Below are 12,200 nucleotides of genomic sequence, written 5' to 3' on the forward strand. Positions count from 1 at the left end.
GGGTGATGGCATCGCCGCGCGCCTCAATCTCATCGGCGATGGCGTTCAAAAACGCCGCCCGTTCCGCACGCGTGCTGTAGCCGTAGGACCAAAACGCCTCCTCGGCCGCCTCACAGGCGCGGTTGACTAGATCGGTCGTGCCAACGCTAAACGCATGCGCCGGACCATGCGCCGGCTCCGAAGTGAACTTGGCCTCACCGCCAACCCACTCCCCAGCAATCAGGTGGTTGCCGTGTGGCGTGAATGTTTTGTCGTCAAGCATGAAATGCTCCCTTGCTTGGCACGCTGGGCGGTGACGGCCGGGTGTTAACCATTCGGGCCAGATGCCGTGTCGAAATTTTGCCAAGCCGCGCGGACGCGACTCGGGATGGTATACCAGATTTGACCGCCGCCAACACCCGCCAACGGCATAGGTCCTTAGCCCGTCACACCGATGGGCCAAGGCGCAAATTCATCCTCGCCAAGACCCAGCATTTCGGATTTCGAAGGCTGGCCACTGGCCACGGCAAGAATGCAATCAAAGATCTGCTGGCCAAGGTCTTCCAGCGTCATATCGCCATCGATCACCGTGCCGCAGTTGATATCCATATCGCCCTGCATTCGGGTGAACATCGGTGTATTGCTGGCCAGCTTGATCGTCGGCGCCGGGACTGAGCCAAAGCACGACCCGCGCCCTGTGGTGAAACAGATCAGGGTCGCACCGCCCGCAATTTGGCCGGTCGCGGCAACGGGGTCAAAGCCCGGTGTATCCATAATGACCAGCCCGCGTTCGCGCACAGGTTCGGCATATTTATAGACCGCGTTGATCCCGGTAGCGCCGCCCTTTTTCGACCCGCCAAGCGCCTTTTCGATGACATTGGCCAGACCGCCGGCGTTGTTACCGGGGCCAACGCGGCCATTCATCTGCACGTCTTTGCCCGCGTTATAGTCCAGCCACCAATTGATCCGGTCGATGAACTGGCGGCCCACGGCCTCAGATTTCGCGCGGGCGGTCAACGTGTGCTCTACCCCGTAAAGTTCTGGTGTTTCGGACAAAATCGCTGTTCCGCCGTGCCGGGTCAGAAGATCCATCGCACGGCCCAAACCGGGGTTTGCCGACAGACCAGAAAACCCATCAGACCCGCCGCATTGCAGGCCGACCATGATGTGTTCAGCGCTGGCCGGGGCGCGGGATGTCTTGTTCGCCTCTTCCAGCATTTCGCGAATGATGCGTTTGCCCTCATCCACTGCCGCAGCGGTGCCGCCAATGGTCTGCATGGTCAGGGTGCGCATCATTTTGCCGGTGGCCAAATGTTCGGCTGCCATGAAATCGGGGATGTTGTTTCGCTCGCACCCGAGCGAGACCACCAGCGCCCCGGCGGTGTTGGGGTGGCGAATGTAGCCCGACAAGGTCCGGCGCAGCAAATCCATCGGCTCGCCCGTCATCTCCATCCCGCAGCCTTGTTGGTGCACAAAGGCCACCACACCATCGACATTGGGATAGTCGGCCAGACGTTCTTCGTCGAAATACTGGCTGAGTTTGCGGGCCACGGTCGCGGCGCAGTTTACCGTGATGAAAATGCCAATAAAATTGCGGGTGCCCACCCGTCCATCGGCGCGGTGATACCCCATGAACTGGGCGCGTTGATTTTCGGGCAGCAGATCGGCAGGCACATAGTCCTGCGCAAAGCGATAGTCCTTTTGGAAATCGTCCATCAGCACATTGTGGCTGTGCAGCCATGTGCCGGGTGCGATGTCTTCGCCCGCAAAACCGATGATCGTGTCGTATTTGCGAACGGGGTTGCCCTTGGCAATCGCCTCGGTCGCGATCTTGTGGCCCAGCGGGATGTCATGTCGCGCGATCAGCCCTGCGCCAACATCCGTGCCAGCCGCGATCTCAACCCGCGCGACAACCACATTGTCCCGGTCATCCAATCGAATGACCGGGGATTTTTCAGCGAGCTGAACCATCAGCGCCCCGTTTCTTTGCGCCAAGCGGCGAATTTCTCCAGGTTGTCTTCCTTGGTCGGGGGATAGAGGCCGATGATCGTTTCGCCGGCTTTGACCTGCGAGACAACGAAATCTTCGAAGGCGGTCATTTCCACGGCTTCGGCGGCCACTTCGTCGGCCAAATGCGCGGGAATGACGATCACGCTGTCATCATCGCCAACAATGATGTCGCCGGGGAACACAGCCGCATCACCACAGCCGATCGGCACGTTGATGTCGATAGCCTCGTGATGGGTCAGGTTCGTCGGGCTGGAGGGGCGGTTGTGATAGGCGGGCATGTCCAGTTCGGCAATGCGCATGGCATCGCGGAACCCGCCATCGGTCACAACGCCTTCGCCGCCCCGCATCATCAGACGGGTGATCAGGATATCGCCAGCCGAGGCCGCGCGCGGGTCTTTGCGGCTGTCCATGACAAACACCGAGCCCGCCGGGCATTCCTCAATCGCTTTGCGCTGCGGATGGTCGGGGTTGCGGAATTCGGCCAGTGTGTTGCGGTCTTCGCGGGCGGGCATGTAGCGCAGGGTGAATGCGGGGCCGACCATGTTGCGGCCCTTCGCGGCCACCGGGTGCACGTCTTGGATCACCTGATTGCGCAGCCCGCGTTTATAGAGCGCGGTCGCCAGCGTTGCGACCGAAACAGTGCGAAGCTTTTCAATGGTTTCTGAGGCGGTCATCACTTAGTCCTTCAGCAGATCCGCCGCACGCAGGAAGTCGCGCAGACGGGTGGATTGGTCTTCGGTCAGCGGCCAGGCCGAGGGCGGACGGGTTGGACCGCAGTCTTGCCCCATCATCTGCAAGGCCGTTTTGACGCCGGTCACATTGGTGCCGCCCAATTCTTCGGCGCGGATGTCTTCGAACACCTTCATCTCGGCAATCAGATTGTCCGCAAGGACATAATCGCCTGCATCCAACGCGGCATGGATCGCCACCGACCGTTCCGGCCAGACGTTGATCAGCCCCGATGTAAAGCCGCGTGCGCCCACGGCATAAAGCGGCGGCGCCCAGACTTCGGCCAGACCGCCGACCCAGATCACATCCTCGGGCGAGGCTTTGATCGCCGCGCTTAGGCGCATCGGGTTGGGCGTGGCCCATTTGACACCGGCCACACCTTCGATCGAACAGATTTTGCCGATCATATCGGTGCCAATGGCATCGTTGCGCAGATATAGGACCAGCGGCGTGCCCTGCCCGGCCTCGGCCACGCGGGCGATGTAGTCATAAAGGCCACGCGGCGACATGAACGGATCTGGCGGCTGATGCACCATCAACCCTGCACAGCCCGCCTTGGCCGAGGCCCTTGCCAGCGCGCAGGCCTCATTGATCGACCGGCCAACGCCGCCAACGACCGGCACGCGGCCATCCACGATTTCGGTCACGGCATAGGCCATGCGTTCGGCCTCATCCGCGGTCAGGCCGTAATATTCGCCCGTGTTGCCATTTACCGTCAGAACATGGACGCCCGCATTTACGGCACGATCCACGATTGGGGTCAGGCGGGCGGTATCAAGCTGATCCTCCGCATCAAAGGGGGTGACAAGAATACCGGAAATGCCGGTCAGGCTTTGGGCCAGTTCAAATCCCATGAGTGTTTCCTACGCTTACTGTGTTGCGCGTCCAATCGCGCCCTTGGCCGGTAATGCTCAGGCCCAGACCCGGACGATCCGGGACCGCCACGCGGCCATTTTCAATGTCCAAACGTTCGTTGAACAGCGGCTCAAGCATGTGGAAATGCTCAACCCAAGTCTCCTCTGGGTATGCCGCTGCCAGATGGATTTGCAGCTCCATCATCCAATGCGGCGCCAGATCCACGCGGCACGCCTCGGCCATTGCCATTACCTTGAGGAAGGGCGTCACACCTCCGATGCGCGGGGCATCGGTTTGGCAGATGTCGCAGCCGCCCTTGCGGATCAGGTCGAACGCCTCGGCGGTCGAGGTCAGCATCTCGCCCGTCGCAATCGGGGTGGCCAGATTGTCGGCCAACATGGCGTGGCCTTCGAAATCCAGCGCGTCCAGCGGCTCTTCGATGAAGCCAAGGCCCATGTCATCAACGATGCGCCCAAATTGCAGAGCATAGGCGCGGTCCCATTGCTGGTTGGCGTCGATCATCAGCGGGATATCGTCGGGCAGATGGCTGCGCATCGCATCGATGCGGCGCAGGTCGATCATGCCGTCGGGCTGGCCAACCTTCATCTTGATCCCGCCAATCCCCGAGGCAAGCGAGGTGTCAGCGGCTGCCTTCATCTCATCGACTGAGGCTTGCAGGTATTGGCCGTCCGAGTTGTAGATCCGCACCGTATCACGATGCGCGCCGAACAATTTCGCCAGCGGCAACCCTGCCCGTTTGGCCTTCATATCCCAAAGCGCGGTATCAAAGGCGGCAATCACCTGCGGCCCAAGACCACCACGGCCAAGCGAGTTGACCTGCCAGCGCAGCTTTTCCCAAAGGCGGTCAATGTCGTTGGGGTCTTCACCGATCAGCGCCGGCGCGATCTCAGCCGCCAGCGCGAATTGCGCCGCCCCCCCATTGCGCAGTGTATAGCCATAACCAAGGCCGGTTTGACCCGCCTCGCTGACGGCCTCGACCAGCAGAATATCGACCGAATCCAAGGGCTTCTGACGCCCTGTTAGAACCTTGGCGTCGGAAATGGCTTGCGGAAAGGGCACAAGGATATGGCTGACTTTCAGCCCGGCAATTGCATCTTGGCTGGCCTTACCACGGGCGGCACCGCCAAAAGCAGTGCGCGCCGCGATCCGGCGTCGTGACAAATCAAGCGGCATTTAGTTGATCTCCGGCTCGGGCACGGGGGCGCCATAATCCGTTGTGAGGAAATCGAAATCGCAGCCTTTGTCCGCCTGTTCGATATGTTTGCTGAACATGGCTCCATAGCCCCGTTCATAGCGCGGCTCTGGTGCGACCCATGCCTTGCGACGCTCGGCCAGATCTTCGTCTGACACTTCGACATTCAGCGTGCGGCTCGGGATATCCATCGCGATGATATCGCCGGTTTTCACCAAGGCCAATGGCCCGCCCACATAGGCTTCGGGCGCGACGTGCAGCACGCATGCGCCATAGGACGTGCCGGACATACGCGCATCCGACAGGCGCACCATATCACGGTGTCCGTCTTTCAGCAGCGCCTGCGGCATCGGGATCATCCCCCATTCCGGCATCCCCGGCCCGCCCTGCGGCCCTGCATTGCGCAGGATCAGAACGCTGTCGGGCGTCATTGGGTAGTCAGGATCGCTGATGATCTTTTTCATCTCGGCATAGGTGTCGGCCACGATGGCCGGGCCGCGATGCACCATGAACTTGGCATCCATCGCCGCCGGTTTGATCACCGCGCCATCAGGCGCAAGATTGCCGCGCAGCACAGCCAGCGATCCTTGGTGGTAGACCGGGTTCGACAAGGGCCGGATCACATCGTCATTGTAGTTCTGCGCGTCCGCGATGGTTTCGCCCAGCGTTTTGCCGGTCACCGTCACAACCGAGGTGTCCAGCTTGTCGCCCAATTCCTTCATCAAGGCAGGCAGGCCGCCCGCATAGAAGAAATCCTCCATCAGGTATTCTTTGCCGGTGGGCCGGATATTGGCCAGAACCGGGATTTCGTGGCCGACCGCATCCAGATCATCCAGACCCCAGTCAATCCCGGCGCGGCGCGCCATGGCGATCAGGTGAATGATGGCATTGGTCGAACAGCCCGTCGCCATGGCAACGACTGTTGCGTTGCGGGTCGAGGCGGGCGTGATGATCTTGTCGGGTGTCAGGTCTTCCCAGACCATGTCGACGATGCGGCGACCGCACGCCTTGCTCATGCGCTTGTGGCCCGCATCGGGCGCCGGGATCGACGACGCGCCCGGCAGCGTCAGTCCAAAGCCTTCGGCAATGCTCATCATTGTGCTGGCAGTGCCCATGGTCATGCAGGTGCCATAGCTGCGGGCGATGCCGCCCTGAACACCATCCCATTGTTCTTTGCCAATCGTACCGGCGCGGCGTTCGTCCCAGTATTTCCAGACATCGGTGCCCGAGCCCAGCTTTGCCCCTGCATAGTTCCCGCGCAGCATCGCCCCGGCAGGCAGGAAGATGAACGGCACGCCAGCCGAAACCGCGCCCATCACCAATGCGGGCGTGGATTTGTCACAGCCACCCAACAAAACGACACCGTCCACCGGATGGGCGCGAATGGTCTCTTCGACCTCCATCGCGCCCATGTTGCGGTACAGCATCGAGGTCGGCTTTAGAAATTGCTCCGAGAAGGAATGGACCGGCATTTCCACCGGCAGCCCCCCGGCCTGATAGACCCCTTGCTTCACATATTCCGCGCGGTCGCGCAGATGGTGGTGACAAGGTGACAGATCTGACCAGGTGTTGATGATTGCGATGACAGGTTTGCCTTCCCAGTCTTCGCTGTCCAGCCCCATCTGCATGGCCCGGCTGCGGTGGCCGAACGACCTTAGGTCGTCCGGCGCGAACCAACGTGCGGATCGCAGATCTTTGTATTCCTTCTTGGGTGCCAAGACGTCTTCTCCTTACGAAATCGGCTGTGCAAAGGTGAACATGAGCCAGATCACAACCAGGGCCAAAGCAACGCCCCCGATCCAGGGCCAAGGCCCGTAGTGATCCATGTCTTTGCGACTATCGCGTCCAATCATTTGTTTACCTCCTTACCCAAGAATCTCAGGCAGCCACAGGGCGATTTGCGGGAACAGCATCACAAGGCCAAGACCGATGATCTGCAACACGATGAACGGAAGAACGGCCAGAAAGATTTCCTGCAAGGTGACGTCCTTGGGCGCAACCGACTTCAGCCAGAAGCAAGCCGGGCCAAAGGGCGGCGACAGGAAATAAATCTGAATGTTCATCACGAACAGAATGCCGAACCAGATCTTGGCTTGGTCTTCTGTCAGGCCCAGTTCCGGGGCCAGGGTCATGACCACAGGGGCAAAGACCGGCACGGTGATCAGAACGATGGCGATCCATTCCATGAAGGTGCCCAGCACCATCAGGATCAACATCATCACAACCACGGTGCCCATGGCGCTCAGACCCAGATCGAGGAACAGCGAGCGCATGAACTCACCGCCGCCGACAAGGTTGAAGATGCCAACAAAGCTCACGGCGCCAAGGATCAGCCACAAGATTGTGCCGACAGTGGTCATCGTGCCCAGCAGGGCCGCCGAAATCACATTCCATTTGAACTGATTTCGAACGGCGGCCACAACCAGCGCGCCAATACAGCCCACAGCCGCGGCTTCGGTCACCGAGGCAACACCGCCATAGATCGACCCCATCACAGCGGCGATCAGTAGCACGCACAGGATCACGGCGATGATACGTTCGCGGCCCAGTTTCTGGTCTTCACCCGTCATGGCGGCCACCTCGGCGGCGGTCGGAGCCAGCGAATGGTCCAGGTTGACGCGGACCAGCACGTAACCGGCGTAGAACACCGCCAGCATGATGCCCGGAATGGCCCCTGCCATGAACAGATCGCCAATGCCAACCTCAGCCGACAGGCCGTAGACGATCATGATGATCGACGGCGGGATCAGCGTGGCCAAAGCGCCTGACGCACAGATCAGACCGATGGTCAGTTTGCGGTCATAGCCAAGGCGGAACATCTGCGGCAGGGCAACAAGGCCCAGCATCACGATCTCGCCGCCCATCACGCCCGACATGGCGGCCAGAATGACGGCCACAACGGTTGTTTGTACGGCCACACCGCCGCGCAGATTGCCTGCAAAGATGCTCATGGCGTCAAACAGGTCTTCTGCGATGCCCGCCCGTTCCAGGATCGATGCCATCAGTACGAAGAACGGCACCGCCACAAGGCTATAGTGTTCCAGCAGGCCGACCGCGTTGGACGACACAAGGAACAGACCGCGCGGCCCGAAAAAGCCAATCGCCATAATGACCGAAACGATCAGCGTCACGACGCCCAGCGGCATGCCGGTCATCATCAGCGCGACCAGCAGCACCACCATAATCACCGAGATCGTGCCCAGATCCATCTTGCGCAGTTGCAGCGCCTTGGACGGGTCCAGCGATTTGCCGATATCCGTGATAAAGCCCGAGAAGGCCTTGGCGATCGACACATCCATCACATGGGCGAGGAAGGCCGACACGAAATAGACGACGAAATAGACCGCGACGATTTTAACCAGCGTTTTGGCCCATTTGGACGCCACATGCCGATGCAGGTTCACCGTCAGCTGCGCCAGATACATGAAGGCCCCCGTGACCATCACGCCCTTCATCATCATCGGCAGCGGCGAGTTGAAGGCCGAGCCCGATTTCTCAATCCGGCTGACCGAGTCATAAGCGCGGATCGGCGCATCCGTCAGAAGCATGTAAAGCGCAAAGATCCCGACGACCATGGCGAACAGTTCCAGCCACCATTTCTGCGTATCATTCGCCAAATCCTGAATTACCGTGATGGCGATATGGCGTTTCTTCATCGTGACATAGCCGGCCGACAGCATCCAAGCCGTGGCGCACATGACCATCACTGTTTCAAACGCCCAATAGGTTGGTGCGTTCAAAACATAGCGCGAAAAGACCTCGTACAGGGTTGCCAAGGCGGCAAACATGTACAGAACCGAAATGCCAATGCCTGACACATGGCTGAAGTGGTCGACGATTGTATAATTCTCAATGCTGACGTCCTGCTCTTCGTGAAGCGGATCCTGTGCAGCGATTTCAATATCTGTGCTGTCGAGCTCTTGCTCAAACTGGCTGGCCATGGCGTGCCCCTGTTGGTCAGCACCGGATCAGGCGAACCTGTCCGGGTTTGTTGCTATATGAGAAGGGAGCGCCCTTTTGGGCGCTCCCAGTGTGGTCTACTCGGGGAGCTTAGAGCAGACCCGCTTCTTCCATGAACTTCACGTGTGCGTCGAAGACTTCTTTGGCCAGGTCGGAACCGGCAGCAAAGTCGTTCCAAGCTTCTTTGGCGATTTCGCGCAGCTTGTCGCGTTCGGCCTGCGGCCAATCGATGACGGTGATGTCGCCTGCGGCTTTGTCACGGGCCACCAGCTGACGGTCAAGACGGTCAAAGTACTGACGCAGACCGTTGTAGGCTGCCAGATACCAAGTCTCGAGCGCGGTCTTTTCTGCGTCGGTCAGCTCATCCCAAACGGATTCCGATACAGTGAACTGAAGGATCGGGGTTGAGTGGATGCCCGGGAAGATCGGGTATTTCGCGATCTTGTGCATGCCGTTGGCATCGTTGTTGGCATAGGCCGAGTTGTCGGCTGCGTCGATCACGCCTTTTTCCAGCGCGCCATAGGTTTCAGAACCGGACATCGACACCGGTGCCGCGCCTGCGCGCTTAAACACGTCGGCCGCCAGACCTTCGGGCGAACGGATCTTCAGGCCTGCCAGATCGGCAACGCCGTTGACCGGAACCTTGGACACGAAAGCTTCGCGCGCATAGGCACCACAGCCCACAACGTGAACGCCGGGGAAATGCGCATCGAACAGTTTTTGCAGCATTTCTTTGCCGCCGCCCTGTGCGCAGAACGCCTGAATCTGGTCGGCGCTGTCGTAGCCTGCAATCAGGTCACCCATCAGCGCAAAAGCAGGGTCGATGCCTGCGAAATAGTTGATCGAGGTCAGGTCACCATCGAGAATGCCAACGGCAATTGCCTCGGCGGTTTCACGGCGCGGAACGACCGCGTCCACCGGCAGCAGTTCCACTGCCAGCGAGCCGCCGGTCATGGCTTCCAGCTTGGGGATCCATTCTTCGTTCAAATAGGCCAGCGACGCGTGGCTCGCGTTCGAGCTGGTCTGGATTTTCAAAGTGCGGTCGGCGGCATCTGCGGTGGTGGCAACGGCCCCCAACGCCAGAGCAAACGAGGCCGCGGCGGTCAAGTTGCGGACGATATTTTTGGTCATGGTTTCCTCCCAAATAGAACCCTCTGCCCCCGTGCTCCTCCACACTGGTCATCAGGGTCGCCCAACTAATATATTAGTGGTACAGTTTAATCAACTGGAGAGTCGCCAAATCGGGAAAACTTGGATAAAGCAGTGAAATCGTAAGGGGGATGAGCGCATGACAGCGTCGCACAAGATGAATTTCGGGGGTCTCGGCCCGTCGATTTCGCCGGGGCACACCTCGGCGGCGCAACGCGTCTACGAGGATCTGCGCGAACGAATCGTAACGCTGGAACTGCCCCCTGAAACCACTCTGTCGCGCAGCGATCTGGCCCGCACCTATGGCGTTAGCCAAACGCCAATCCGCGAAGCGATGCAAAAACTGGAACAAGACGGGCTGATCCGCATCTACCCGCAGTCCCGCACCGAAGTGTCCAGAATCGACGTCAAAGAACTGCGCGAGGCGCATTTCCTGCGCGTGGCGCTGGAATGCGAAGTGGTGCGCCGTCTGGCCGTGATGGAGGACCGGAGCGCCTTAGAACAGGCGCTGGCGATTTCCGAAATGCAAGTAGCGCTGCGCAACAAACCCGATCAGTTCCGCATGTTCAGCGATCTGGACAAAGCCATGCACCGCGTGCTGTTCGAAGCTGTGGGCATGCGCGCGCTCTATGAATTGCTGGCCCGCAAACTGGGGCATCTGGCGCGCTGCCAACGGCTCGAACTGCCGCGCAAGGGCAAGGTCGACACCATTCTGGACCAGCACCGCGCGGTGATGGATGCGCTTGTCGCCCGCGATCCCGAGGCCGCGGTTGAGGCCATGCGCGTGCATGTGTCCGGCACGATCACCCGGATTGAAAAGCTACAGCACGAATTCCCGGACTATTTCACCAATCAAAGCTGAGTCAGCACCCAGAAGAACGGCACCATTGTTGCGACGGTCAAGGCGCTGAACCCAAGGTTCCAGCCCCATGTCAACCGCCGTGCCGGGATGTCGCCCACCTGCTGCGTCAGCAAGACCACCGTTGCAAAGGGCGATGCGGTCATCGATAGCGACCAGCCGCAGGAAATGGCCAGCGCCAGCAAGGTCGGATCGGTCGGCAATTCCGGCAGGCCTGAAAAGAAGCTGCCAAAGAAGATGGCCAGCATGATCGGGCTAAAGGCCAAAAGGCTCAGTAAGGTCAGGACGATCGGCAAGGCGCTTAGGATGATGAAATCCGGCACGTTGTTCATCCCCAGCATCGCCGCCAGTTCCGCGCTTGGCAGGATTTCAGCCCCGACACGGCCAACGAACCCGGATGCGGCCAAGGTCACACCCAACGGCGCGGATGACGGCAGATCATCCAGCAGGATTTCCCCAAACCGTTTGCGCGTGGTTGCCCGCCCCTCAGGCGACACCCCGTTCTGCACCACGATCCAGCCCACCAACATAGCAGGACAGGCCATAATCAGCCCCGAAACCACGGTATCGCCTGTCAGCAATACGCCCACGGTGATCATTGCCATCAGCCAGCCGCAGGCCGCCAAAAACCGCAACAACGCCCCGACCGGCAAAGGCGGCGGGACGATTTTGCGGGCGGCGCGCACCTTGCGGAACCGCAGCTTATCTTCCAGCGCGCCGACGACCATGATCATCACAAACAGCACCCCGCCATAGGCGATCCAAAGCGAGCGATCTACGTTGGGAAGCATCTCCATCAGGGCCAGCGGCGCAACGGCGGTTGGCGACCAGATGACCGCCCATGCAAACCCGCGCAGCAAGGCGCTGACTTGCCGGCGTTCGCGGATCGGGTTCAGCGGATCGTTCGGCGTTGCCCGCTCAATGCCCTTTTGGATCAGCGGCACAAGAAAGCTGACCACACCGATATTGAACAGCACCGTCAGGATCGACGTCCCCGCATTCAACGCGTAATACCGACGCCCCTGCGGCTGACGGGTCAGATAGGCCCCAACCTCTCGCACCGAAGGCGATGTGGCGGCGGCCTCATGCAGCAGACCCAGCAGCAGGATGAAGGCCATCAGGAACGCGCCCTGCTCTAGCCCGCCAAGAATGCCAGCGGTCGTTGCCCGGCCAGACCAAAGCCCATAGCCGGTCAGCGCGGCGCAAACGACCAGCAGATAGACCTCTCGTGCGCCATATTGCCGGGCCGCCATCAGCGCCACGACGCCCATGATCGACCACGCCAAGTAATGCACGGCAGGCGTGGCCACCTGACGCGATACCAATTCGACCCCCATAATGGCGATCAGCAGGAAGGCCATCGCAAAGCTATATCTGCCCCGAGGCAGCCGGGTTCGGTTTGGCATCGGTTCGCTTTCTGACTGCGCCCGGCTCGGGGCGCCCTGC

10 protein-coding genes and 1 pseudogene are annotated in these 12,200 nt (G+C 60.3%); 1 reads left to right on the forward strand and 10 read right to left on the reverse strand.

Annotated elements, in window-relative coordinates:
• The 9 genes and pseudogenes from PRI8871_RS09125 to PRI8871_RS09165 all read right to left on the reverse strand — a co-directional run.
• Positions 1-262 (reverse strand): annotated as a pseudogene (locus PRI8871_RS09125) (aldehyde dehydrogenase (NADP(+))); the annotation flags it as partial.
• A 155-nt stretch (positions 263-417) separates the two neighbouring features.
• The gene (locus tag PRI8871_RS09130) at positions 418-1,950 is read right to left on the reverse strand and encodes a UxaA family hydrolase (protein ID WP_108885922.1); all 1,533 of its coding nucleotides are present in this window, start codon (positions 1,948-1,950) and stop codon (positions 418-420) included.
• Positions 1,950-2,663: a ribonuclease activity regulator RraA gene (locus tag PRI8871_RS09135; RefSeq protein WP_108885923.1), complete on the reverse strand. Its 714-nt coding sequence runs from the start codon at positions 2,661-2,663 to the stop codon at positions 1,950-1,952. The genes PRI8871_RS09130 and PRI8871_RS09135 overlap by 1 nt, the downstream gene beginning before the upstream one ends.
• A gap of 3 nt (positions 2,664-2,666) precedes the next feature.
• Positions 2,667-3,572 (reverse strand): dihydrodipicolinate synthase family protein, encoded by a 906-nt coding sequence (locus tag PRI8871_RS09140; protein ID WP_108885924.1) that lies wholly within the window; start codon positions 3,570-3,572, stop codon positions 2,667-2,669.
• Complete coding sequence (locus PRI8871_RS09145) at positions 3,562-4,767, reverse strand: L-talarate/galactarate dehydratase (protein ID WP_108885925.1); 1,206 nt, start codon at positions 4,765-4,767, stop codon at positions 3,562-3,564. The genes PRI8871_RS09140 and PRI8871_RS09145 overlap by 11 nt, the downstream gene beginning before the upstream one ends.
• Positions 4,768-6,504, reverse strand: coding sequence for an L-arabinonate dehydratase (gene araD, locus PRI8871_RS09150; RefSeq protein ID WP_108885926.1), 1,737 nt, complete (start codon positions 6,502-6,504; stop codon positions 4,768-4,770). It lies immediately after the preceding gene.
• Positions 6,505-6,516: 12 nt separating this feature from the next.
• Complete coding sequence (locus tag PRI8871_RS09155; RefSeq protein WP_108885927.1) at positions 6,517-6,639, reverse strand: dihydroxy-acid dehydratase; 123 nt, start codon at positions 6,637-6,639, stop codon at positions 6,517-6,519.
• 12 nt (positions 6,640-6,651) lie between these two features.
• A complete protein-coding gene (locus PRI8871_RS09160; protein ID WP_108885928.1) occupies positions 6,652-8,727 on the reverse strand; it encodes a TRAP transporter large permease subunit in 2,076 nt (691 codons plus the stop codon).
• 109 nt (positions 8,728-8,836) lie between these two features.
• Positions 8,837-9,877 carry a TRAP transporter substrate-binding protein gene (locus tag PRI8871_RS09165; RefSeq protein WP_108885929.1) on the reverse strand — a complete coding sequence of 347 codons (1,041 nt, stop codon included), beginning with the start codon at positions 9,875-9,877 and terminating at the stop codon, positions 8,837-8,839.
• A 157-nt stretch (positions 9,878-10,034) separates the two neighbouring features.
• Between PRI8871_RS09165 and PRI8871_RS09170 the strand changes: the two genes are divergently transcribed.
• Positions 10,035-10,757, forward strand: a complete 723-nt coding sequence (locus PRI8871_RS09170; protein WP_108885930.1) for a GntR family transcriptional regulator — start codon at positions 10,035-10,037, stop codon at positions 10,755-10,757.
• On the opposite strand, the gene PRI8871_RS09175 is transcribed toward PRI8871_RS09170, so the two are convergent.
• Complete coding sequence (locus PRI8871_RS09175; RefSeq protein ID WP_146188668.1) at positions 10,748-12,160, reverse strand: hypothetical protein; 1,413 nt, start codon at positions 12,158-12,160, stop codon at positions 10,748-10,750. The two genes, PRI8871_RS09170 and PRI8871_RS09175, sit on opposite strands and share 10 nt — an antisense overlap.
• Between the last annotated feature and the right edge of the window lie 40 nt (positions 12,161-12,200).

It is taken from the genome of Pseudoprimorskyibacter insulae (assembly GCF_900302505.1).
Classification (GTDB): Bacteria; Pseudomonadota; Alphaproteobacteria; order Rhodobacterales; family Rhodobacteraceae; genus Pseudoprimorskyibacter; species Pseudoprimorskyibacter insulae.